The 23264-nt window shown below is 72.3% G+C and carries 23 protein-coding genes; 11 read left to right on the top strand and 12 right to left on the bottom strand.

The window, feature by feature from the left end:
- Positions 1-50: 50 nt before the first annotated feature.
- Positions 51-1088, bottom strand: coding sequence for a hypothetical protein (locus ACFFCA_RS00565; protein ID WP_375480961.1), 1038 nt, complete (start codon positions 1086-1088; stop codon positions 51-53).
- A 90-nt stretch (positions 1089-1178) separates the two neighbouring features.
- Here ACFFCA_RS00565 and ACFFCA_RS00560 point away from each other — a divergent pair, with 90 nt between their 5' ends.
- Positions 1179-2738 carry a protease pro-enzyme activation domain-containing protein gene (locus tag ACFFCA_RS00560; protein WP_375480960.1) on the top strand — a complete coding sequence of 520 codons (1560 nt, stop codon included), beginning with the start codon at positions 1179-1181 and terminating at the stop codon, positions 2736-2738.
- Between the two features lie 142 nt (positions 2739-2880).
- On the opposite strand, the gene ACFFCA_RS00555 is transcribed toward ACFFCA_RS00560, so the two are convergent.
- From ACFFCA_RS00555 to deoC, 3 genes are read right to left on the bottom strand one after another with little or no spacing between them, the layout of a single operon-like run.
- Positions 2881-3744: an aldehyde dehydrogenase family protein gene (locus ACFFCA_RS00555; RefSeq protein WP_375480959.1), complete on the bottom strand. Its 864-nt coding sequence runs from the start codon at positions 3742-3744 to the stop codon at positions 2881-2883.
- Positions 3737-5176 carry an aldehyde dehydrogenase family protein gene (locus tag ACFFCA_RS00550; RefSeq protein WP_375480958.1) on the bottom strand — a complete coding sequence of 480 codons (1440 nt, stop codon included), beginning with the start codon at positions 5174-5176 and terminating at the stop codon, positions 3737-3739. Before ACFFCA_RS00550 ends, ACFFCA_RS00555 begins: the two co-directional genes overlap by 8 nt.
- Positions 5176-6162 (bottom strand): deoxyribose-phosphate aldolase, encoded by a 987-nt coding sequence (gene deoC / locus ACFFCA_RS00545; RefSeq protein ID WP_375480957.1) that lies wholly within the window; start codon positions 6160-6162, stop codon positions 5176-5178. Before deoC ends, ACFFCA_RS00550 begins: the two co-directional genes overlap by 1 nt.
- Positions 6163-6230: 68 nt before the next feature.
- On the opposite strand from deoC, the gene upp reads away from it, so the two are divergent.
- Entirely contained in the window at positions 6231-6851 is a 621-nt protein-coding gene (upp, locus tag ACFFCA_RS00540) for a uracil phosphoribosyltransferase (RefSeq protein WP_375481044.1), read from the top strand.
- Between the two features lie 75 nt (positions 6852-6926).
- Here upp and ACFFCA_RS00535 read toward each other — a convergent pair whose 3' ends face one another.
- Positions 6927-7811, bottom strand: a complete 885-nt coding sequence (locus ACFFCA_RS00535) for an endo alpha-1,4 polygalactosaminidase (RefSeq protein WP_375480956.1) — start codon at positions 7809-7811, stop codon at positions 6927-6929.
- 1 nt (position 7812) lies between these two features.
- On the bottom strand, positions 7813-8289 hold the full coding sequence (locus ACFFCA_RS00530; protein WP_375480955.1) for a DUF427 domain-containing protein: 477 nt from the start codon (positions 8287-8289) through the stop codon (positions 7813-7815).
- Between the two features lie 81 nt (positions 8290-8370).
- Between ACFFCA_RS00530 and ACFFCA_RS00525 the strand changes: the two genes are divergently transcribed.
- Both ACFFCA_RS00525 and ACFFCA_RS00520 read left to right on the top strand, forming a co-directional pair.
- A complete protein-coding gene (locus ACFFCA_RS00525; protein ID WP_375480954.1) occupies positions 8371-9057 on the top strand; it encodes a hypothetical protein in 687 nt (228 codons plus the stop codon).
- A 135-nt stretch (positions 9058-9192) separates the two neighbouring features.
- Positions 9193-9693 carry a SigE family RNA polymerase sigma factor gene (locus ACFFCA_RS00520; RefSeq protein WP_375480953.1) on the top strand — a complete coding sequence of 167 codons (501 nt, stop codon included), beginning with the start codon at positions 9193-9195 and terminating at the stop codon, positions 9691-9693.
- A gap of 18 nt (positions 9694-9711) precedes the next feature.
- Here ACFFCA_RS00520 and ACFFCA_RS00515 read toward each other — a convergent pair whose 3' ends face one another.
- From ACFFCA_RS00515 to ACFFCA_RS00500, 4 genes are all read right to left on the bottom strand, one after another.
- A complete protein-coding gene (locus ACFFCA_RS00515; RefSeq protein ID WP_375480952.1) occupies positions 9712-11307 on the bottom strand; it encodes a phospho-sugar mutase in 1596 nt (531 codons plus the stop codon).
- Positions 11304-12107 (bottom strand): purine-nucleoside phosphorylase, encoded by an 804-nt coding sequence (locus ACFFCA_RS00510; protein ID WP_375480951.1) that lies wholly within the window; start codon positions 12105-12107, stop codon positions 11304-11306. The genes ACFFCA_RS00515 and ACFFCA_RS00510 overlap by 4 nt, the downstream gene beginning before the upstream one ends.
- Before the next feature lie 11 nt (positions 12108-12118).
- Positions 12119-12499, bottom strand: a complete 381-nt coding sequence (locus ACFFCA_RS00505; protein ID WP_375480950.1) for a TraR/DksA family transcriptional regulator — start codon at positions 12497-12499, stop codon at positions 12119-12121.
- An 89-nt stretch (positions 12500-12588) separates the two neighbouring features.
- Entirely contained in the window at positions 12589-12972 is a 384-nt protein-coding gene (locus tag ACFFCA_RS00500) for an ATP-binding protein (RefSeq protein ID WP_375480949.1), read from the bottom strand.
- An 87-nt stretch (positions 12973-13059) separates the two neighbouring features.
- Here ACFFCA_RS00500 and ACFFCA_RS00495 point away from each other — a divergent pair, with 87 nt between their 5' ends.
- The 4 genes from ACFFCA_RS00495 to scpA are packed head-to-tail and all read left to right on the top strand — an operon-like array spanning position 13060 to position 18508.
- Positions 13060-13395 carry an STAS domain-containing protein gene (locus ACFFCA_RS00495; protein WP_375480948.1) on the top strand — a complete coding sequence of 112 codons (336 nt, stop codon included), beginning with the start codon at positions 13060-13062 and terminating at the stop codon, positions 13393-13395.
- Positions 13396-13406: 11 nt separating this feature from the next.
- Complete coding sequence (locus tag ACFFCA_RS00490) at positions 13407-14426, top strand: DUF2891 domain-containing protein (RefSeq protein WP_375480947.1); 1020 nt, start codon at positions 13407-13409, stop codon at positions 14424-14426.
- Positions 14427-14486: 60 nt separating this feature from the next.
- The gene (locus ACFFCA_RS00485) at positions 14487-16349 is read left to right on the top strand and encodes a methylmalonyl-CoA mutase family protein (RefSeq protein WP_375480946.1); all 1863 of its coding nucleotides are present in this window, start codon (positions 14487-14489) and stop codon (positions 16347-16349) included.
- Positions 16346-18508, top strand: a complete 2163-nt coding sequence (scpA, locus tag ACFFCA_RS00480; protein ID WP_375480945.1) for a methylmalonyl-CoA mutase — start codon at positions 16346-16348, stop codon at positions 18506-18508. The genes ACFFCA_RS00485 and scpA overlap by 4 nt, the downstream gene beginning before the upstream one ends.
- On the opposite strand, the gene ACFFCA_RS00475 is transcribed toward scpA, so the two are convergent.
- The gene (locus ACFFCA_RS00475; RefSeq protein WP_375480944.1) at positions 18480-19157 is read right to left on the bottom strand and encodes a TMEM175 family protein; all 678 of its coding nucleotides are present in this window, start codon (positions 19155-19157) and stop codon (positions 18480-18482) included. The genes scpA and ACFFCA_RS00475 overlap by 29 nt on opposite strands.
- A gap of 39 nt (positions 19158-19196) precedes the next feature.
- Here ACFFCA_RS00475 and meaB point away from each other — a divergent pair, with 39 nt between their 5' ends.
- On the top strand, positions 19197-20183 hold the full coding sequence (meaB, locus tag ACFFCA_RS00470; protein ID WP_375481043.1) for a methylmalonyl Co-A mutase-associated GTPase MeaB: 987 nt from the start codon (positions 19197-19199) through the stop codon (positions 20181-20183).
- Between the two features lie 7 nt (positions 20184-20190).
- On the opposite strand, the gene ACFFCA_RS00465 is transcribed toward meaB, so the two are convergent.
- Positions 20191-20343 carry a hypothetical protein gene (locus ACFFCA_RS00465; RefSeq protein WP_375480943.1) on the bottom strand — a complete coding sequence of 51 codons (153 nt, stop codon included), beginning with the start codon at positions 20341-20343 and terminating at the stop codon, positions 20191-20193.
- 174 nt (positions 20344-20517) lie between these two features.
- Here ACFFCA_RS00465 and ACFFCA_RS00460 point away from each other — a divergent pair, with 174 nt between their 5' ends.
- Together ACFFCA_RS00460 and ACFFCA_RS00455 are read left to right on the top strand one after the other, a co-directional pair.
- Positions 20518-21978, top strand: coding sequence for a cation:proton antiporter (locus ACFFCA_RS00460; protein ID WP_375480942.1), 1461 nt, complete (start codon positions 20518-20520; stop codon positions 21976-21978).
- Between the two features lie 39 nt (positions 21979-22017).
- Positions 22018-23154: a glutamate--cysteine ligase gene (locus ACFFCA_RS00455; protein ID WP_375480941.1), complete on the top strand. Its 1137-nt coding sequence runs from the start codon at positions 22018-22020 to the stop codon at positions 23152-23154.
- The last annotated feature ends 110 nt before the right edge of the window (positions 23155-23264 follow it).

The following is a 23264-nucleotide window of genomic DNA, read 5'->3' as shown; positions in this document are numbered from 1 at the left end:
AACGCCTCAGCCGGTGGGGCTGTTCCGGCTGCGGGCCGCCCGTCTCGGGGTCAGTCCTGCAGCTCCAGGCAGGTGCGCACCTCGTCGACCAACGCGTTCCAGTCCTCGCGGTTCACGTCGGGCTCGTCGAGTAGGTCCAGGTCCGCGTCCAGGTCGCAGAACACGGCGAGGTCGACGAGCAGCTCGGCGCCTTCGTCGGACGGCTTGCGCAGGTCGAAGGTCGCCACCTCGTGCGGGGTGAAGTCCTCGTCGTCGAGCTCGGCCAGCTCGCTCCACCACTCCAGCTTCTGCAGGCGGTGGCCCTTGGCCTCGCGGCAGTAGCGGGCCAGGTCGGCGACCTCGGTGAAGACCGAGACGGTGCCGTCGTCGCCGAGGAAGGCCATCTCGACCTCGTCGGTGTCGGGGTCGACCGGGACTTCGGCGCGGACGGTGAGCAGGCTCTCGTCGCCGACCCTGATGGTGATGGGCTCGGCGCCGACGCGCTCCCACACGGTGTCCTCGACGTCGAAGTCGGTGTCGCTGAAGTCGCCGACCCACTCCAACCAGTCCGAGGTGCGCTTGATGGCGCGCTCCCAGGAGTCGGCGATGGTGTCGCCGAGCTCGTTCCAGCGCTTGCGGCCGTCCTTGCCCTGGTAGGACACGTCCTCGTCGACGAGCTCGGCGTAGGCCGGGGTGCCTTCGAGCAGGCGGCGCAGCGCTCCGTCGTCGCAGCAGTCGGCGATGCGGGTCACCATGTCGACGACGTTGGCCAGCGCGCTGACGTGCACGGGGTCGGGCTCGTCACCGGCCCACTCGTAGACCTGGTCGAGGTCGTAGTGGTCCTCGGATCCCGGCTTGAGATCGTCCGGCGTGGCCTTGAGGATCTGGCCGTACGCGGGATGGTCGGACAGGTCGTTCTCCTCGCCGGAGGCGATGAAGGCGGCGAGCTCGTCGGTGCTCGGGTAGAGCAGGATCTTGCGACCGTCGCCCAGGAACCCCTGCCACTGCTCCTCGTCCTCGTCCTCCCACGGCGGGGCGTACAGGGTCAGGCCCGTGCGGTCGTCGACGGTGATGGTGATCGGCACGATGGACGGTGCTGAGCTCGTCATGCCCCCGAACGTACCGGCTCGCGCGCGTGACCAATTCCTGGCCTGACAGGCACTCCCGAAACTGTCGTTGGCCGCTGCACACTGGTGGTCATGAGCGAATCGCGTGTGACCCTGCCCGGCAGTTCCCGTCCCGCTGTCGCCCCGGCCGAACTGGCGGGCCCGCTCGACCCCGCGACCGTGCTGGAGACGACGATCGTCCTGCGCCGTCGCGCCGAGCCGGACGCCGCGGCCTTCTCCGGGCCTCCGCTGTCGCGCGCCGAGCTGGCCGACCGTTACGGCGCCGATCCGGACGACGTCCGCACGGTCACCGCAGCGGTCACCGCGGCCGGCGCCGAGGTGCTCAGCGCCGACCCCGCGACGCGCCTGGTGCGGGTGCGTGGTTCGGCCGGCACGCTGACCGCGCTGTTCGGCACGTCGCTGCAGCAGACCGTCTCGGACGTCCCCGGCCAGCGGCGGCGCGAGGGCGAGCTGTCGCTGCCCGCCGACCTGGCCGGGCCGGTGGCGGCGGTGCTGGGCCTCGACGACCGCCCCCAGGCCAGGGCCCGGTTCCTCACGGCCGCCAAGGCTGCCGAGTCGGTGTCCTACACGCCCGTGCAGCTCGCGTCGGTGTACCAGCTGCCCGAGGGCGACGGCGCGGGCCAGATCATCGCCGTCATCGAGCTGGGCGGCGGGTTCGGGCAGCCCGACCTGGACACCTACTTCAAGGGCTTGGAGCTCACCCCGCCGACGGTGACCGCGGTCGGCGTCGACGGCGCGACGAATGTCGCCGGCCAGGACCCGAACGGTGCCGACGGCGAGGTGCTGCTCGACATCGAGGTCGCCGGCGGCATCGCGCCCGCGGCCAGGCAGTTCGTCTACTTCGCCCCGAACACCGACGACGGGTTCGTCGACGCGATCACGCAGGCCGCGCACGCCGAGCCCGCGCCCACCGCGATGACCATCAGCTGGGGCCAGAGCGAGGACCAGTGGAGCGCGCAGGGCCGCACCGCCATGGACAACGCGCTGGCCGACGCGGCGCTGCTGGGCGTGACCGTCTCGGCCGCGGCCGGCGACAACGGCAGCACCGACGCCCAGGCCGGTGGGGAGCAGCACGCCGACTTCCCCGCTTCGTCGCCGCACGTGCTGGGTTGCGGGGGTACGTCGCTGCACCTGGCGGCCGACGGCTCCGTCGACACGGAGACGGTGTGGAACGACGGTGGCCAGGGCGGGGCCACGGGCGGCGGCGTCAGCGACGCGTTCCCGGTTCCCGACTGGCAGGCGAAGGCGGGCGTGCCGGTGCGGGCCGGGGCCGGCGGCAAGGCCGGGCGCGGGGTGCCCGACGTCGCCGCCGTCGCCGATCCGCAGACCGGCTACCAGGTGCTGGTCGACGGCACGGCCACCGTCATCGGCGGCACCTCCGCCGTGGCGCCGCTCTGGGCGGGCATCGTCTGCCGGCTCGCCGCTGCGGTGGGCAAGCCGCTCGGGCTGCTGCAACCCGCCCTCTACGCCGGCGCCGCGCAGGGCAAGACGGCGCCCGGCTTCCGCGACATCACGTCCGGCTCGAACGGCGCCTACTCGGCCCAGCCCGGGTGGGACGCGTGCACCGGGTTGGGCGTGCCCGTCGGAACTGACCTGCTCGCCGTCCTGCAGGGCGCCACCACCGCGAGCTAGCGAGCCGGTCGGTCGACCCCTCGTCTCCTACGCGCTGGTTCGGATCGGGCTCGAAATCGCGCCATCGCGTAGGAGATGCGGGCTGGTTCCCGGCCGAGTCGACCAGTGCCGTGATCGCCGGCGCGGGTCGAATCGTGCGCGGTCAGACGCCGATCGGGTGCCAGACGGTCTTGGTCTCGGTGAACGCCAACAGGCGGGACAGGCCGGGTTCGGCGGTCCAGTCGGTCGAGCGGGGCACGTACGTGCGCTTGACGTTGCCGGCCGCCGCCCCCTGCAGGGCCGCCCGCATCTCGGGGGCAGCACCGGTGAGGTCGATGGCGTTCACGTCACGGTGCGACGCGAGCCACGGCGCCAGCTCGGCGGTGTACCCCGTCAGCAGGTTCACGACCCCGCCGGGCAGGTCGGACGTCGCCAGCACCTCGGCCAGGACGACCGCCGGCAGCGGGTGCTCCTGCGAGGCCACGACGACACAGGTGTTGCCGGTGGCCAGCACCGGTGCGACCACCGAGACCAGCCCCAGCAACGACGAGTCCTGCGGAGCGAGCACCGCGACCACGCCGGTCGGCTCCGGCAGCGAGAAGGTGAAGTAGGGGCCGGCGACGGGGTTGGTGGACCCGACGACCTGCGCGAACTTGTCGCTCCACCCGGCGTAGTGCACGAACCGGTCGACCGCCGCGTCGACCTGGGCCGCCGCCCGCCGCGGGGTGGTCTTCTCCGAGGCCAGGACCTCGTCGACGAACTGCGCCCGCCGGCCCTCGAGCATCTCGGCCACGCGGTAGAGGATCTGGCCGCGGTTGTAGGCGGTGGCCGTCGACCACTTGCCGAAGGCGGAACGGGCGGCGACCACCGCGTCACGGACGTCCTTGCGCGACGCCTGCGCCGCGTGCGCGAGCAGCGCGCCTTTCGGCCCGTGCACCGGGTAGGACCGGCCGGACTCCGAGCGGGGGAACGCGCCGCCGACGTAGAGCTTGTAGGTCTTGCGGACGTCGATGCGGTCGTCAGACATCGAGGTAACCCTCCAGCCCGTGCCGTCCGCCCTCACGACCGAAGCCGGACTCCTGGTAACCACCGAACGGCGCGCTCGGGTCGAAACGATTGAAGGTGTTCGCCCACACCACCCCGGCCCGCAGCCGGTTGGCCACCGACAGGATGCGCGAGCCCTTCTCCGTCCAGATGCCGGCCGACAGCCCGTACGGCGTGTTGTTCGCCTTGGCCACCGCCTCGTCGGGCGTGCGGAAGGTCAGCACGGACAGAACCGGCCCGAAGATCTCCTCCTGCGCGACGCGGCTGGCCTGCGACACGTCCGTGAACACGGTCGGGGCGAACCAGAACCCGCGGTCGGGCAGGTCGCACGGCGGCGACCATCGCGTCGCGCCCTCGGCCTCGCCCGCGTCGACGAGGGCCCGGATGCGCGTCAGCTGCTCCGCCGAGTTGATCGCGCCGACGTCGGTGTTCTTGTCGAGCGGGTCGCCGACGCGCAGCGTGCCCAACCGCCGCTGCAGGGACGCGATGAGCTCCTCGGCGATCGACTCCTGGACGAGCAACCGCGACCCGGCGCAGCAGACCTGGCCCTGGTTGAAGAAGATGCCGTTGACGATGCCCTCGACAGCCTGGTCGAGCGGTGCGTCGTCGAAGACGATGTTGGCTGCCTTGCCGCCGAGCTCGAGGGTCAGCTTCTTACCGGAACCCGCCACCGAGCGCTGGATGATCTTGCCGACGTCGGTCGAGCCCGTGAACGCGATCTTGTCGATGCCGTCGTGCTCGACGATGGCCTGACCGATCGACGGGCCACCGGCCAGGATGTTGACGACGCCCGGCGGCAGGTCGGCCTCGGCGACGATCTCGGCCAGCACCAGGGCGGTGAGCGGCGTCGTCTCGGCCGGCTTCAGCACGACGGTGTTGCCCGTGGCGAGCGCCGGCGCGATCTTCCACGCCGCCATGAGCAGCGGGAAGTTCCAAGGGATGATCTGCCCGGCGACGCCGAGCGGCCGCGGAGTCGGCCCGAAACCGGCGTACCCGAGCTTGTCGGCCCAGCCGGCGTAGTAGAAGAAGTGCGCGGCCGCGGTGGGGATGTCGACGTCGCGCGACTCGCGGATCGGCTTGCCGTTGTCGAGTGACTCGAGCACGGCCAGCTCGCGACCACGTTCCTGGATGGCGCGGGCGATGCGGAACAGGTACTTACCGCGCTCGGCGCCGGACATCGCCGACCACGGGCCTTCGTAGGCACGACGGGCCGCGCGCACCGCGTCGTCGACGTCGGACGGGCCGGCCTCGGCCACCTCGGCCAGCGGCGTCTCGTCGGCGGGGTTGATGGTCTTGACGGCCTCACCCGCACCGTCGCGGAACCGTCCGTCGACGAAGATCTGGTAGCTCGGACGAAGCCGGGCGATGTCGCGCGACTCCGGAGCCGGCGCGTAGTCGAAGACGTTGCTGGTCATCAGTCCACCGTCACGTAGTCGGGGCCGTCGTAGTAGCCCGTGGTGAGCTTGTGCCGCTGCTGCAGCAGGTCGTTGAGCAGGCTGGACGCGCCGAAGCGGAACAGCGAGGGGGTCAGCCAGTCGGGGCCTGCGGTCTCGTTCACCATGACGAGGTAGCGCACGGCCTCCTTGGTCGTGCGGATGCCGCCGGCCAGCTTCACCCCGCGTTGCTCGCCCGTCGCTGGCGCGCCTGTTCCCGCTGTCGCTGTCGCGAAGTCGCGCACCGCCTCGAGCATCACGAGGGCGACCGGGGGAGTGGCGGCGGGGCTGACCTTGCCCGTCGAGGTCTTGATGAAATCGCCCCCGGCGGCCAGGGCGAGCCAGGAGGCGCGGCGGACGTTGTCGAGCGTCGCGAGCTCGCCCGTCTCGAGGATGACCTTGAGGTGGGCGGTGCCGCAGACGGCCTTGGTGGCGACGATCTCGTCGAAGACCTGGCCGTAGCGACCGGACAGGAAGGCGCCGCGGTCGATGACCATGTCGATCTCGGTGGCGCCGGCGGCGACGGCGTCGCGGACGTCGTGCAACTTGGTCTCGAGTGAGGCCCGCCCGGACGGGAACGCGGTGGCCACGGACGCGACCTGGACGTTCGTCCCCTCCAGCGCGCTGACCGCACCGGCCACCAGGTCGGGGTAGACGCAGACCGCGGCCGCGGGCGGGCACGAGGCGTCGGTCGGGTCCGGGCGGGCGGCCTTGGCACACAGCGACCGGACCTTGCCGGGGGTGTCCGACCCCTCGAGCGTGGTGAGGTCGACCATGCCGATCGCGGCGTCGATCGCCCAGGCCTTGGCCGTGGTCTTGATGCTGCGGGTGGCCAGCGCGGCCGCGCGACCTTCCGCGCCCACCTGGTCCACGCCGGGCAGCCCGTGCAGGAAGCGGCGCAGGGCGCCCTCGTCGCGCGTGAACTCGCCCAGCGCGGTGGCTGACGTGGGGGCTGCGGTGACCGTCACCCGTCCATCGTAGAAGCCGTCGGGCGGCGAGCGTGTCCCGTCGCATTAGGGTCGGCAGCGTGGCAGCCATCGTGACCGTCGTCGACCATCCCATCGTCCAGGCCCGATTGACGGTGATGCGCGACGAGCGCAGCACGAACTCGGAGTTCCGGGCCGCCCTGCGCGAGCTGGCCACCCTGCTGGTCTACGAGGCCACCCGCGAGCTCGAGCGGGTGGACGTGCCGGTGACCACGCCGGTGGCGCCGACCACCGGTACGGGGATCGCCAACCCGCCGCTGCTCGTGCCGGTGCTGCGTGCGGGGCTGGGCATGGCCGAGGCTGCGTTCAACCTGCTGCCGGAGTCGCAGATGGGCTTCGTCGGGCTCGCGCGCGACGAGGAGACCCACGAGCCGCACGCCTACATGGCGTCGTTGCCGGACTCGCTGTCCGGCCGTCCGGTGATCGTGCTGGACCCGATGCTGGCCACCGGTGGGTCGCTGCTGCACTGCCTGCGGCTGCTCGCCACGCGCGGCGCCACCGACCTGACCGTCATCTGCGCGCTGACCGCACCGGACGGCGTGCAGGCGCTGGAGGAGTCCGGGTTGCCGCTGCGGCTGTTCACGGCCAGCATCGACGAGCGGCTCAACGAGAACGCCTACATCGTGCCCGGCCTCGGCGATGCGGGGGACCGGCAGTTCGGACCGCGGTAGCGGGAGATCCGGACGGTATGCAGACGCGCCGGCCACAGCCCGCGCGTCTGCATACCGTCCGCGCGGGGGCGGCCGTCAGCAGTGGCGGTAGTAGTAGTCCCGGTCGCCGCGGGGGACGACGTCGCGGTCGCGCAGGATGACCGAGATGCTCCGGCCGCGCGCCTTGCAGGCCCGCGCGAAGGCCGCGCGCCCGTTGTCGATGTACTCGATCTCGATGACCCGCCGCCCGTAGTGCGCGGTGTAGGTGCCGCACTCGCGGTAGACCTCGCACTCCTCGACGACGGCGAAGTCGAAGCCGATGCGGGCCGTCGTCAGGTCGGCGGCGTTCTTCTGGGCCACGGCCAGACCGCGGGCGTGCGCACGGGCGACCAGGGCGCGCGCGAACGCGACGTCGTCGGCCCGGGTGATCGCGCCGTGCACGCCCTTGCGCGTCCAGGAGTCGAGGTTGTCGGGCTCGACCGCGCTGAACCCGGCCCGGGCGCAACCGTCGAACCACCGGCCGACGATGGCGAGCAGAGCCGTGCGCTTCGCCGGGGTGGACGTGTCGAGGATGTACTCGCCGGGCCAGTCCGGGTCCTGGACGTAGCGCCCGCCGGAGCGCAGCAGCAGTGAGCGGTGGTGCGCGCGCCACCACCCGTTCTCCTCCGGCTGGGTCTGGAAGGCGTTGACGTAACAGACCGAGTAGACGCCGCGGGCCGGCGTGGCGGTGCGGTCCCGGTCGACGATGCGGACGTCGGCGCGCGGCGGGTACGCCCCGCCGAGCTGGTAGTCGAAGACGCCGCCGGCCGGGGGAAGACGCACCCGGTGCGCGGTGGCCCGGCCGGACACCGTCGCCGCGTCGACGGACGACGATGCCGAGCGCGTCGGCTCGTCGGCACCGGTCCCCGACGACGAGCACCCGCCCGCGAGCAGCACGAGAGCCAGACCCGCCGCGAGCATGCGCGCCCGCGCGGACGTCATGTCACCAACCCCACGTGCCGGGGCCGCCCTTGAACGGGCCGACCACGTCGTCGGTGATCCAGCCGCCGTAGAAACCGCCCTCCTGCGGTCGCACCCGCTCGTCGTCGACGAAGCACGCGAACGCCGACGGGTAGCAGGTGAGGTAGCCCGTGATGGCCGTGAAACCGGCCGTCGGGTGCTCGTAGGACCACAGCCCGCCCTCGATGCCCAGCACGTCCCAGTAGGTCGCGTCGCCCTTCCACTCGCAGTAGGTCGACCGGGCGGCCGAGCGGGTCAACAGGCCGTCGGTGACCGCGTCCCGGGGCAGGTACCACGTCGGCGGGTGGCTCGTCTCGAGCACGCGGTAGGCCTGCCGGGTGTCGGCCACGAGGGTGTCGCCGAGGCGGATGACGACGTGTCTGTCCGACGGCACGCAGGCGGGCGGCCGGGGGTAGTCCCACACCGATTCCTGCCCCGGCCCGGGAACCTCTCGTTGCATCGGAACCACCTCCTCGCTGTCACACACACCTGAGACCACATCGTTATCGATCTTTGCCTGCGCGCGTCGCAACATCGACACGTGAGACCGCGTCTGAACAGCATGACGCCCCGCCGGCCGCTGCGTGCTGCCCAGCTCCTCCTCGCCCCGCTGCTGCTCATCATCGCCGTCGGCCTGTCGGCGTGCGCGAGCAGCGCGAGCGGCCGGCATGCCGACCAGACCCGCCCGCCCGCGCCGGCGCACCAGGTGCGGACCACCCCGACGCGGACGGTGGTCCACACGTTCACGGCCTACCGCGCGGACGGCACGCCCGTCGTCGCGTCGGCGCGCACCGAGAACGGCTACTGCTGGAACTCGAGCCTCGCGGCCTCGGGGCGGACCGCGTTCCGCTGCTTCAGCGACGCGGCCCACGGCTCGCAGATCTTCGACCCGTGCTACGCGCCGCCCACCCCGGACCCGACGCGGGTGCTGTGCGTCAACGACCCGTGGTCCAGCGGGACCACGCTGCGCCTGACCAGCGCGCTGCCCACGCCGGTGGCCAACGAGGCCGCGCGCCCGTGGGCCGTCCAGCTCGCGACCGGGACGCGATGCGTGGCCTCGACCGGGACGGTGCCGAACGTCGGCGGCGTCAACCTGTCCTACCACTGCTCGGACGGCACGGCCGCGGCCTTCGCGTCGAGCACGGCCACGCCGATGACCGCCGTGTACGCGCGGCCGGACGCCTCATCCCTGTCCCGGACGACGGTCGCGGCGATCTGGCGGACCTGACACCGCGTCGCGGGTCGGAGATGCCGGCGGTGGTCGAGGCAACCTCGGCCTTGGCCCTGACGTCCCAGTCGTGTGGCAGTGTTGGCGCCGGTGAAGGCGGAGGATCGCGCAGTGGAGTCGACACGTCGGTCGGCCGTGTCCACTGACGACGTCGACCTGCACGCGCTGTACCAGGCCCACTGGCGCTACCTGGTCCGGATGGCCGTGCTGCTCGTCGACGACGTCGCCAGCGCCGAGGACGTCGTCCAGGACGCGTTCGTGGCGTTGCACCGCAAGGCCGGCACGCTCCGCGACCCCGACGCCGCCGTCGGTTACCTGCGCACCTCGGTCGTCAACCTCTCGCGCTCGGTCATCCGCCGACGGCAGGTGGCCCGCAAACACCTCAAGGTGGCCGAGCCCGAGGCCGTCGCCGGCGCCGACCACCATGTCCTGCTGCGTGACGAGCACCGTGCCGCCCTGCGCGCGGTGCAGGCCCTGCCGCGCCACCAGCGGGAGGTGCTGGTGCTGCGCTACTGGTCGGACCTGTCCGAGCGGCAGATCGCCGAGGCCCTCGGCATCTCCCCGGGCTCGGTGAAGTCGGCGGCCAGCCGCGGCATGGCCACGCTGCACCGCGTCCTGGACGACGAACTGCGCTGACGGACGCGGGTCGGACGTTCAGACCCCGAGGACGTCCGAGACCTCGGCGCGCAGCCGGGCAAGGGCGGCGTTCGCCGCATCCGCCGACCCGCCGGCGTCGATCACCTCGAGATAGGCCTTGAGCTTGGGTTCGGTGCCCGACGGGCGGACGACGACCCGGGCGACGTCGGTGTGCCAGCGCAGCCCGTCGGTGGCGGGCAGCAGGTCCTCGACGGCCGGCGCGGCGCCGAGCAGCGTCGTGGGCGGGTCGGCCCGCAGCCGCGCCATCGTCTCGGCGATCAGGGTGAGGTCGTCGACACGCAGTGACACCTGGTCGGTGGCGTACCGCCCGTACTCGGCGGCCAACTCGTCGAGCCGGCCGAGCAGCGACGATCCGTCGCGCCGGAGCACCGCGGCGAGGGCGGCCACCCGCAGCGCGGCGCTGATGCCGTCCTTGTCGCGCACCAGCTCGGGCGCCACCGCGTAGCCCAGGGCTTCCTCGTAGCCGAAGACGAGGTCGGGGGCGGCGCGCACGATCCACTTGAACCCGGTGAGGGTCTCGGCGTAGCCGGCACCGTGCCGCCGGGCCAGCGCCCCCAGCAGGGCCGAGGACACGATGGTGGTCGCGTACGTGCCCTGCACGCCGTCGCGGAGCATAGCGTCGGCGAGCAGCACGCCCACCTCGTCGCCGCGCAGCATCCGCCAGCCGTCGGGACCGGGCACGGCGACGGCGCAGCGGTCGGCGTCGGGGTCGTTGGCCAGCACGATGTCGGCGCCGCGTTCGCGGGCGAGAGCCAGCGCCAGGTCGAGCGCGCCCGGTTCCTCGGGGTTCGGGAACGCGACGGTCGGGAAGTCCGGGTCGGGCCGCTCCTGCTCGGGCACGGCCGTGAGGTCGGTGAACCCGGCAGCCCCGAAGACCGCACGCACCGTCTCGGTGCCGACTCCGTGCAGGGCGGTGTGCACGATGCGCAGCTCGCGCGGCCCGTCCGGCACGAGCCCGGCGACCGCGGCGACGTAGGACGTCACGATCGACTCGTCCAGCAGCACCGGCCGCACGGTGTCGAGCGGGATGTCCCGCGTACGCCCGACGGCCCGGATCGCCGCCTCGATCTCGCGGTCGACGGGAGGCACGATCTGGCCGGCGTCGGCGGCGTACACCTTGTAGCCGTTGTCCTGCGGCGGGTTGTGCGACGCGGTGACCATCACGCCGGCAGCCGCATCGAGGCGACGCACCGCGAACGCCAGCACCGGCGTGGGCAGCACCCGCGGAAGGATCCGGGCCTCGAGCCCGGCGGCGGCGAACACGGCCGCCGAGTCGTGCGCGAAGTCCCGCGAGCCGTGGCGGGCGTCGTACCCGACGACGACCGGGCGGCCGGCCTCGCCGCGGGCGGTCAGCCACGCCGCCAGGCCCGCCGCCGCACGACGCACGACGGTGCGGTTCATGCCGTTCGGGCCGGCGCGCAGCGGGCCCCGCAACCCGGCTGTGCCGAAGGCGAGCGGGCCGCTGAACCGGTCGGCGAGCTCCGCGGCGTCGCCGGCGTCGAGCAGCTGCTGCAGCTCGGCAGCGGCCGCCGGGTCGACGTCGTCGGCGATCCAGGCGGTCACCTCGTGCGCGAGGTCCTGCGGCAGCGTCATATGCGGGGGATGACCTGTTGCAGCAGCTCGCCCATCCGGGTCGCCGACGCCTTGCCCACGGCGAGCACCTCCTCGTGGTCGAGCGGGTCGCCGAGGCCCGCGGCCAGGTTGGTCACCAACGAGATGCCCAGCACCTCGCAGCCCTCGGCGCGGGCGGCGACCGCCTCGAGGACGGTCGACATGCCGACCAGGTCCGCGCCGAGGATGCCGGCCATCCGCACCTCGGCGGGCGTCTCGTACTGCGGCCCGGGGAATTGCGCGTAGACGCCCTCGGCCATGTCCGGCTGGAACTCGTGGACGAGGTCGCGCAGCCGCCGGCTGTAGACCTCGGTGAGGTCGACGAAGCGCGGGCCGACCAGCCCCGTGCGCCCGGTCAGGTTCAGGTGGTCGCTGAGCAGTACCGGGTCGCCCACGGCGACGCCCTGCTTGAGGCACCCGCAGGCGTTGGTCAGCACGATCGTCGAGCAGCCGGCAGCCGCCGCGACCCGGACCCCGTGGACCACGGGGTCGACGCCGCGTCCCTCGTAGAGATGGGTGCGGCCCAGGAAGGCCAGGACGCGGCGGCCCCCGACGTCCAGCGAACGGACCCGACCGGCGTGACCCTCGACCGCCGGCGGCAGGAAGCCGGGCAGCTCGGTGACCGGGAAGTCCGCATCGGCCGTGCCCAGGACGTCGACGGCAGGTACCCAGCCCGAGCCGAGCACGATCGCGACGTCGTGGCGGGCGACGCCGGTCCGTTCGGCCAGCGTCGCCGCGGCAGCCTGCGCCGCCGCAGCAGGATCGGGAGGCCCATCGCTCATGGGCGCCGACCTTACCGGGCTGCGGCAGCGCCCGAGGTGGTCGCGGCGGACGGCTCGTCGTCGAGCGCCGCGCGCTGGCAGTCCAGGCAGCGCGCGGTCTGGGGAAGCGTCTCCAGGACGGCGGGCTCGAGGGCGGTGTCGCAGGTGACGCAGCGGCCGAACCGGCCGGTCTCGATGCGCCGCAGCGCCGAGTTGAGCTCGTGCAGCGCGGTGCGCGCGCCGACGGCGAGGGAGATGTAGACCTCGCGATGCGCGCGGGACATCGTTCGGGCGTCACGGGGGATCTCGAGCTGCTGGAGCTGCTCGAGACGGAAGTCGCGCTGGGCCACGAGTCGGCGGCGCAACTGCTCAACGGTCGTCGGGCTCGGCGAGCTCATCGTGAGGCTGGTCATGGCAGGAACGATGCCGGGCCGGGCCACGAGCCGACGATGCCCGGCAGAGGAATCACCTGAGAGGGGGTGGCGCCCTCCCGGACGCACGGTCAGGGGACGTCGAGTTCGGCCCAGACCGTCTTGCCGCTGGTGAGCATGTGCACGCCCCAGGACGAGCTGATGGCGCTGACCAGGGGCAGCCCGCGGCCGGTGGTGTCGTGGATGCCTGCTTCGCGCTGCTCGGGCCAGCCGGCGGCGAGGTCTCCGACGGTGACGAGCAACTTGCGACCGTCGAGGGCGAGCCCGACCACCACGGTCGGGCTCTCGGCGCGGACTGCGTTGGTCACGAGCTCGCTGATGATCAGCTCGACATCCTGGCGCAGCACGCCGTCGGCGTCGCCGTCGACGAGTTGGCCCAGTGCGGTCCGGGCGAAATGCCGAGCATCTGCGGGTGCGTCCGGTACGCCGGCGAACTCACGCTCGATCGCGGTCATGCTTTCGTGCTCCCCCGTTACGTGCGTGGCGGCCGCCCGCGCCGCGTGTGATACCCGTCCGCACGCGTGCTGTGACACAGTACTGAGGTGAGTTCGTTATCGGTGAGCACGCGCCGCGAGGGCGACCGCTGGATCGTGTCGCTGGACGGCGAACTCGACCTTGCCACCGTGCCCCTGTTGCGCGACGCGGCGCGTGAGGGGTTGGCGGACGACACCTGCTCCGTCCTCGTGCTGGACCTCGCGGAGCTATCGTTCCTCGATTCGACCGGTCTCGGCTGCTGGATCGAACTGCGCAACGCCACCGAGGACAGCGGCAAGTCGTTGCGCCTGGAATCCGTTCCGCCGTCGGCTCTGCGCACCGTGACGATCGCCGGGTTGGCCCCGTTGTTCGGGCTCGACGGCGGCGCACGCACGACGGTCTGAACGCCCACCCCATGACCTTGCCCGGCCTCGCCGACGTCGCGGCGCGCTACGCCGAGACCGCCGTCGCCGCGGTGCGCCGCCAGTACCCGAACGGCCTGCGCCACATCCTGGAAAGGGCCGACGACCGGCCCACGCCGCGCGAGGCGCATCCGGCCTTCTACGGCTGCTACGACTGGCATTCCTCGGTCGAGATGCACTGGGCGCTCGCCCGCATGCTGCGCGAGTGCCCGTGGGCGATCCCGGCCACCGAGGTCCGGGCCGTGCTCGAGGAACACCTGACGGCGGACGCGCTCGCCGTCGAGGCCCGGTACCTGACCGACCACCCCGGGTGGGAGCGTCCCTACGGCTGGGGCTGGCTGCTGGCCCTGGCCGAGGAACTGCTCGGCTGGGACGACCCCGACGCGGCGCGTTGGGCCGCCAATCTCGCGCCGCTCACCGACGCCGTCGTCGCCGGCTTCGTCGACTGGCTGCCGCGCCTGACCTACGCCCACCGCGGCGGCGCGCACGGCAACTCCGCCTTCGCGCTCACCCGCGGCCTGGCCCTGGCCCGTCGTCGCGCCGACGCGGGTGATGCCGCTCTGCTCGACGCCATCTCCGACGCCGCGGTGCGCTGGTTCGCCCAGGACGTGGAGTACCCGGCCGGCTGGGAGCCGAGCGAGGGCGACTTCCTGTCCGGTGCGCTGACCGAGGCCGAGCTGCTGGCGGGGATCGGTCGCCCGGCCGAGATCTTCCCGCAATGGCTGTCGCTGTTCCTGCCGGGGCTCGAGGACCAGCTTCCCGAGTCGCTGTTCACCCCCGCGGTCGTGGCCGACCCGCAGGACGGTCAGGGCGCGCACCTGCACGGGCTCAACCTCTATCGCGCCTACGCGTTCGGGCTGCTCGCCGAGCATCTCGGCGAGGGCGACCCGCGTCGTCCGGTGCTGCGGGCCGCGCGAGACCGTCATGCTGCGGCGTCGCTGCCGGCCGTCGTGGGCGGTGGGTGGATGGCCGAGCACTGGCTCGCCTGCTACGCGGTGCTGCTGCTGAGCTGACGGCGAGAGATCCACCACCTCTCGGCCGCTGCGGCCGCGATCCTGCCTACGATCACGGCCATGCCAGACGAGCCCGAGCCACCGCCGGAGCCCGAGACGCTCTCGCTCGCCGCGGACTTCCCCGCGGCCGACGCCGACCAGTGGCGGGCTGCGGTCTCGGCGGTGCTGGCCAAGTCGGGGGTGCCGGACGATGCCGACCCCGTCGCGGCGCTGTCCTTCACCACCTACGACGGCATCACCGTCCGTCCGCTCTACACCGCCGCCGACGCCCCGTCGCTCGATGCCGACGGCCTGCCGGGGCACCCGCCGTTCGTGCGCGGCGCGACCGCCGAGGGCGCGACGGCCGGCGGATGGGACGTGCGTGCCCGCCACGCCGATCCCGATCCGGCACGGACGAAGCAGGCCGTGCTCGACGACCTCGAGCGCGGCGCCACCTCGCTGTGGCTGGTGCTCGGCGACGGCGGCATCGACGTCGACGACCTGGGCGCCGTGCTCGACGGCGTGTACCTGGACCTGGCGCCCGTCGTGCTCGACGCCGGCGCCGAGACGGAGCGCGCAGCGCACGTGCTGCTCGGCCTGGCCGATCAGCGCGGCGTCGACGCGGCCGAGCTCACGGGCTCCCTGGGGGCGGACCCGATCGGCCTGCGCGCGCGGACGGGGGCGGCGGCCGACCTCGACGCACTGCGCACCCTCGCCGAGCTGAGCTCGGGCTCGCCGCGGCTGCGCGTGGCCACCGTCGACGCGACCGTCTACCACGACGCCGGCGCCAGCGACGCGCAGGAACTCGGCATCGCCGCGTCGGTGGGCGTCGCCTATCTGCGTTCGCTGGTCGACGGGGGACTGGGCGTCGACGACGCGCTCGCCGCGCTCGAGTTCCGCTACGCCGTCACGGCCGAGCAGTTCCCGTCGATCGCGAAGTTGCGCGCCGCCCGGCGGATCTGGGACCGCATCGCCGAGCTCAGCGGCGCCGGCGACGGACGACCCGGGCAGGTGCAGCACGCGGTGACCTCGTCGGCCGTGCTCACGCAGCGCGATCCCTGGGTGAACATGCTGCGGGCCACCATCGGCTGCTTCGCCGGTGCCGTGGGCGGGGCGGCGGCAATGACCGTGCTGCCGTTCGACACGGCGCTGGGGCTGCCGGACGATTTCAGCCGGCGCATCGCCCGCAACACCCAGGCCGTCCTGCACGACGAGTCCAGCCTGGGCCGGGTGCTCGATGCGGCCGGCGGGTCGTGGTTCGTCGAGACGCTCACCGACGACCTCGCCGAGCAGGCGTGGACGGTCTTCACCGACGTCGAGCGGGCCGGCGGTGCGCTCGCCGCGCTCGACGACGGGCTGCTGGCCGGCCTGCTCGCGGCGACCCAGGAGCAGCGCGCCGACGACATCGCCCACCGCCGCGCGCCGATCACCGGGGTGAGCGAGTTCGCCTACGTCGACGAGAAGCCGGTGCGGCGCACCCCGACTCCGGCGCGCGACACCTCCGCGGCCCTGCTGCCGACCCTGCGCTACGCCCAGGACTACGAGCAGCTGCGCGACCGCGCAGACGCGTCTGCGGCGCGGCCGAAGGTCTTCCTGGCCGGGCTCGGTTCGCTCGCCGCGGCCAGTGCACGCTCGGGCTTCGCTGCCAACCTCTTCCAGGCCGGGGGCATCGAGTGCGTCACCGCCGCGGGCGACGTCGACGAACTGGTCGCCGCATTCCGCGACAGCGGAACCGACGTCGCCTGCCTGTGCGGGCCGGACAAGACGTACGCCGAGCTCGCGGAGCCTGCGGGCCGTGCCCTGCGCGACGCCGGCGCCACCCTGCTCTGGCTGGCCGGTGACCCCGACCGGGTGCCGACCGACGGTGTGGACGGGTACCTCCACGTCGGGTGCGACGCCCTGGCCGTATTGCACCGCACGTTCACGACGTTGGGAGTCGCATGACGATCCCGGACTTCGCGTCCGCCACGTTGGGGACGCCGCGTGGGGCCGCGACCGCCCCTGACGCCGACGAGCCGCCCGCGTGGGAGACGCCCGAGGGCATCAGCGTCCCGCCGCTCTACACCGGTGCCGACCTCGCCGACGTCGACACCCTGCACACCTACCCCGGCCTCGCGCCGTTCCTGCGCGGGCCCTACCCGACGATGTACGTCAACCAGCCGTGGACGATCCGGCAGTACGCGGGCTTCTCCACCGCGGCCGAGTCGAACGCCTTCTACCGCCGCAACCTGGCCATGGGTCAGAAGGGCCTGTCGATCGCCTTCGACCTGCCCACCCACCGTGGTTACGACAGCGACAACCCGCGTGTCGTCGGGGACGTCGGCATGGCGGGCGTGGCCATCGACTCCATCTACGACATGCGTCAGCTCTTCGACGGCATCCCGCTCGACCGCATGTCGGTGTCCATGACGATGAACGGTGCGGTGCTGCCGGTGCTCGCGCTGTACGTCGTCGCCGCGGAGGAGCAGGGTGTCGAGCCCGAGAAACTGACCGGGACCATCCAGAACGACATCCTCAAGGAGTTCATGGTCCGCAACACCTACATCTATCCGCCGAAGCCGTCGATGCGCATCATCAGCGACATCTTCGAGTTCACCTCGCAGCGGATGCCGAAGTTCAACTCGATCTCGATCTCCGGCTATCACATCCAGGAGGCCGGGGCCACGGCCGACCTGGAGCTGGCGTACACGCTGGCCGACGGCGTCGAGTACATCCGCGCCGGGCTCGACGCCGGCCTCGACATCGACAAGTTCGCGCCGCGGCTGTCGTTCTTCTGGGCCATCGGCATGAATTTCTTCATGGAGGTCGCGAAGCTGCGCGCCGGCCGCCTGCTCTGGGCGAAGCTGGTGAAGCAGTTCGACCCGTCGAGCCCGAAGTCGCTGTCACTACGTACGCACTCGCAGACCTCGGGGTGGTCGCTGACCGCGCAGGACGTGTTCAACAACGTCATCCGCACCTGCGTCGAGGCGATGGCCGCCACGCAGGGCCACACCCAGTCGCTGCACACCAACGCCCTCGACGAGGCGTTGGCCCTGCCCACCGACTTCAGCGCGCGCATCGCCCGCAACACCCAGCTGGTGCTGCAGCAGGAGTCGGGCACGACCCGTGTCATCGACCCGTGGGGCGGCTCGGCGTACGTCGAGAAGCTGACCTACGACCTCGCGCGACGGGCCTGGGCGCACATCACCGAGGTCGAGCAGGCCGGCGGCATGGCCCGCGCGATCGACCAGGGCCTGCCCAAGATGCGCATCGAGGAGGCCGCGGCTCGCACGCAGGCCCGCATCGACTCGGGCCGGCAGCCGCTCATCGGCGTCAACAAGTACCGCCTCGAGACCGAGGACGAGCTCGACGTGTTGAAGGTCGACAACGCCGGCGTGCGGCGCGAGCAGGCCGAGAAGCTGCAGCGCCTGCGCGACGAGCGCGACGACGGCGACGTGCGGGCCGCGCTGGACGCCCTGACGAACGCCGCAGGGTCGGCGGAAAAGGGCAACCTGCTCGCCCTGGCCATCGACGCGGCACGGGCCAAGGCCACGGTCGGCGAGATCTCGGATGCCCTCGAGGCGGTCTACGGTCGACACCAGGCGACGATCCGGACGATCTCCGGCGTGTACCTCGGGGAGGCCAGGGCGGGAGGCACGGTGGACCTGATCACGCAGGCGCGCGCCGCCACCGACGAGTTCGAGCAGGCGCAGGGCCGTCGGCCCCGCATCCTGATGGCCAAGATGGGTCAGGACGGCCACGACCGCGGGCAGAAGGTGCTGTCGACCGCGTTCGCCGATCTCGGGTTCGACGTCGACGTCGGCCCGCTGTTCCAGACGCCGGCCGAGGTCGCCCGGCAGGCGGTCGAGGCCGACGTCCACATCGTGGGCGTCAACTCACTCGCGGCCGGCCACCTGACCCTGGTGCCCGCGCTGCGTGACGAGCTGGCTGCACAGGGCCGCGACGACATCATGATCATCGTCGGTGGGGTCATCCCGCCCGGCGACTTCGAGGCGTTGCGTAAGGCGGGGGCGGCCGCGATCTACCCTCCCGGGACGGTCATCGCGCAGTCGGCGGTGGAGATGCTCGACAAGCTCACGGAGCAGCTGGCGTCCGCCGGCTGACCAGCCACCACACGAGGTCCTGTGTCCGGCTCAGCGGGAGGAACAGCAGGTAGAGGTAGCCGGCGTGCGGCCCGATGACCCAGGCCAGGCCCGCGACCAGCGCCGGAATGACGAGGGAGCCGACGCTGCGCGCCCGTCGCCGTACCCGTTGCTCGCGTCCCTCGACGCCGCCGTCGAGGCGCTGGCGGTGCACGATCTCGGCGAGCGCGCCCATGCATCCACCCATGACCAGCACGTTGGCGGCGAACAGGGTGACGGCGAGGTCGTTGCCGAGGTCCCCGTTCAGGAACGCGGTCACGGGCGCGAAGGTGACCGCGAACAGGAAGACGAGCGTCACCCTGAGCATGGCCGGCGAGCTGCGGCGCACCCGCGACATGATGCGCCGGTGCAGCACCCAGTACTGCGCGATGACGAAGAATGCGATGACGAAGGCGATGTAGGGCCCGAGATGATGGTGCAGGTAGTCCAGGAGCCGGTGGGAGCTGGTGGACGTGGGTAGGTCGGGTTTCAGGTCGAGCGCGAGGAGCGTGATGGCAATGGCGATCACCCCGTCGGTCAGGGCGTTGATCCGGCCGACGTCGTCGTCGCGTTCGTCGTCGGCCCGCTCGTCCTCGCGCCGGCCCGGTGCGGTGGTGGGTTCGCTCGTCACGCCGGCATTCTCGCGCACCGGTGGTCGGCCGTGACCGTGATGGACGATCTGGCCGACGGGGTCCGGGCAGGACATCGCTCGTCGATCGCCCGCGCGATCACCCTGGTCGAGTCGCGGCGTGCCGACCACCGGGAGCAGGCCCAGCAGCTGCTGGCCGGTCTGCTGCCCGCCACCGGCGGTGCCGACGTGCAGCGCATCGGTGTCAGCGGCGTCCCCGGCGTCGGCAAGTCGACCTTCATCGACCAGTTCGGCGTCAACCTGATCTCCGAGGGCCACCGGGTGGCGGTGCTGGCCGTCGACCCGTCGTCCGGCCGTACCGGCGGGTCCATCCTCGGTGACAAGACCCGCATGGGCCGGCTGTCGGCCAGCGACGACGCCTTCGTGCGTCCGTCACCGAGTGCGGGCACGCTCGGCGGCGTCGCGCAGGCCACCCGCGAGACCATGCTGGTGATGGAGGCCGCGGGCTACGACGTCGTGCTCGTCGAGACCGTCGGCGTGGGGCAGTCCGAGTACGTCGTCGCCGACATGGTCGACACGTTCCTGTTCCTCACCTTGGCCCGTACCGGCGACCAGCTTCAGGGCATGAAGCGCGGCATCCTCGAACTCACCGACGTCATCGCGGTCAACAAGGCCGACGAGGAGCACGAGGACGTCTCGGAGCGCTCCGCCCGCGAGCTGTCCGGTGCGCTGCGCCTGCTGCGCGGGACGGACGACGACTGGCAGACACCGGTCGTGACGTGCAGCGCGCTGCACGACGTCAACCTCGATCGCGTGTGGAAGCACATCACGCGGCACCGCGACTGGCTCGAGACGCACGGCGGGCTGGAACGCAAGCGCCGCGAACAGGCCGTGCAGTGGACGCGCGCCATGGTCCGCGACCGGCTGCTCGCCCGCCTCGAGACGCCCGACGTCCGCGGGGTCGTGAAGCGGGCGGAGGACGCGGTGCGGGCGGGCGAGCAGACGCCGGACCAGGCCGCCGACGCCGTCCTGGACGCCCTCGACGACGGTGGGGGCGCGCCGTCGTGACAACAGGTCAGACGGTGTCCGCCGCGCGGGGCTGCTCGTCGCGACGGGGGCCCGCCGCGAACGCGTAACGGATCATCGTCAGGGCGACCCCGAAGCCGGCGAGAGCGCTGACGATGCGTCGCGAGGCGTGGTCGACGCCGAACGCAGAGGGTGCACGCATGCTCTCGACGGTACGGACGACGGGGAGCGGCCGGGTGTCCCGTCGGCGATCGGTGTTCGCCGGCTCACAACCGACGGTTGGCTACGCTGTCCCACGGAGCGCCGGGAAGTCTGGTCGGCATCGATCTCGACCTGCGCCGACGCAGGTCGAGCCGCCCGATCGAGGAGGCCACCCGTGGACGACCTGATCCCGTACGCGGAGACGGTCCTGTTCCTCGCGCTCGCGCTGCTCGTCGCCGTCGGGTCGAACCGGGTCGCCGAGCGGATCCGCATCCCGGCCCCGGCCCTGTTCCTCGTCGTCGCCGCCGTGGCCTCGAACCTGTTCCACGACCTGGGCGGGCTCAGCGTCGTCAGCAACCAGCGGATCGTCACGGTCGCCCTGGTGCTCATCCTGTTCGACGGCGGCATGCACATCGGCTGGGGGCGGATGCGGCCGATCGCGGGCGGCGTCGCGTGGGTCGGCGTGACGGGCACGCTCGTCACCTCGGCGGCCCTCGCCGCCGGCGCGCACTATGTCTTCGGCTTCGAATGGAAGACGGCGCTGATCCTCGGCGCCGCCCTGGCCCCCACCGACCCGGCCGTCGTCTTCTCGGTGCTCGGCCGTCGCGAGATCTCGGGCCGCTCGGGCACGTTGCTGGAGGGTGAGTCAGGCGCCAACGACCCGGTGGGCATCGCGCTGATGATCAGCATCCTCGGCGCGTCCGGGGCGGGGCTGGACGCGGTCGGCAGCGGGGTGGGCCACTTCGCCCTGCAGCTCGCGGTCGGCACGGTCGTCGGCCTCGGCGGCGGGTGGCTGTTGCTGCAGCTCATGCGACGGGTCCCGCTGCCCAACGCGGCGCTGTACCCGGTGAGCACCGTCGCGTTCGTCATGGCGCTCTACGGGCTGGCGACGGTGGCCGAGGGATCCGGCTACCTCGCGGTGTTCATCGCCGGCATCTTCATCGGCGACGAGCGCGCGCCCTACAAACGCGAGATCGAGCACTTCGCCGGGGCGCTGGCCAGCATCTCCGAGATCGTGGCCTTCGTGGTGCTCGGGCTGTCCGTCGACCTCACCCACGTGTTCGCCGGCACCACGTTCTGGGTCGGGCTGGGCATCGCCGGCCTGCTCGTGGTCGTCGTCCGGCCGCTGCTGGTGGGCGCGGTGCTGGCCCCGCTGTCGCTGACCCGTGGCGAGCGGGCCTTCGTGCTGTTCAGCGGGCTGAAGGGCGCCGTGCCGATCCTGCTCGGTACGTACGTGCTCGCCGAGCACACCGCGCACGCCGACAAGATCTACAACCTCATCTTCGTCGTCGTCCTCGTGTCCGTGGTCGCGCAGGGCAGCCTCGTCCCGCTGGCGGCGAAGCTGTTCCACGTGCCCATGCGAGTCGTGGAGCCCGAGCCGTTCGCGCTGGGCATGCGCTTCCGGGACGAGCCCGAGGGTCTGCGTCGCTACGTCGTCGAGGAGGGGTCGAGAGCCGACGGCTGCACCATCGGCGAGCTCGACGTGGGCGAGAACTTCTGGGTGAGCATGATCGGCCGTGACGGGCGGCTCGTGCAGGTCCGCGGCGACACCCTCCTGCGCCCCGGCGACGAGGTGCTCGCCCTGGCCGACGACGACGGGCCCGACGACCTGTTCGGTGCGCCGATTCCCGGCTGACCGGGTCGCCACGGGTAAGGGCCGGATACGCTGCGTTGCGTGCGCATCGACTTCACCCCCTCCCAGCGGACCAGTCTCGGGGTGGAGTGGGAGTTGGAGCTCGTCGACCTCGACACCCGCCAGCTCACCGGGGTCTCCAACGACCTGCTCGCCGAGATCTCCCTGGAGGGCGACGGCGAGCACCCCAAGGCCAAGCACGAGTTGCTGCAGTCCTGCGTCGAGGTCATCACCGGCGTCTGCCAGACCGTCGCCGAGGCCCGCGCGGACCTCGCTGGCACCGTGGACGAGCTGGCCGGCTACGCGGCGAAGCAGAACGTCGGGTTGATGTGCAGCGGCACCCACCCGATCACGGACTGGGCGTCGCAGGAGGTCACCGACACCGAGCGCTACCACGCGCTGATCGAGCGCAACCAGTGGATGGCGCGGCAGCTGCAGATCTTCGGCGTCCACGTGCACTGCGGCATCCGGGCGCCCGAGAAGGCGATCCCCATCGTCAACGCGCTGCTGCAGTACCTGCCGCACTTCCTGTCGCTGTCGGCGTCCTCGCCGTACTGGATCGGTTCGGACACGGGCCTCGCGTCCTACCGCTCGAAGGTGTTCGAGGCGCTCCCCACGGCCGGCCTGCCCTACCAGCTGTCGGGGTGGGACGAGTTCGAGCGCTACATGGAGATCCTGATGGCCTCGAACGCCATCGAGTCCATCCGCGAGGTGTGGTGGGACATCCGCCCGCACCCGAACTTCGGCACCGTCGAGCTGCGCATCTGCGACGGGCTGCCCTCACTCGACGAGATCTCCTGCGTCGCGGCCCTGGCCCAGTGCCTGGTCGAGCGGTTCGACCGCCAGCTCGACGACGGCTACACCCTGCCGGAACCCCGGCCGTGGCTCGTGCGCGAGAACAAGTGGCGCGCCGCCCGGTACGGCCTCGACGCCGAGATCGTCATCGACAACACCGGCCGGGTGCAGCCGGTCAAGGACGCCCTGTACGCCGTTGTCGAGGACCTGCTCCCGATCGCCCGGCGCCTCGAGTGCAGCGACGAGCTCGAGCTCATCCCCAAGCTGGTCGAGCGGGGCGGCAGCTACCAGCGTCAGCGCGCCGCGGCCGCCGAGAACGGCGGGCGGCTCGAGCCGGTCGTCGACCTGCTGCTGGCCGAGATGCGGGACGGACTCGCCCTGTGAGCGACGCTTGCGGAGCGAACCGGAGGCTCGGCTGCTCTGCAGAGCCGAGCGGAGCCCCTGTGAGCGACGCTTGCGGAGCGAACCGGAGGCTCGGCTGCTCTGCAGAGCCG

The sequence above is a fragment of the uncultured Jatrophihabitans sp. genome (assembly GCF_964252635.1).
Lineage (GTDB): Bacteria > Actinomycetota > Actinomycetes > Mycobacteriales > Jatrophihabitantaceae > Jatrophihabitans.
The sequence above is the reverse complement of the archived record's forward strand: the minus strand, read 5'-3'. Positions and strand labels throughout refer to the sequence as shown.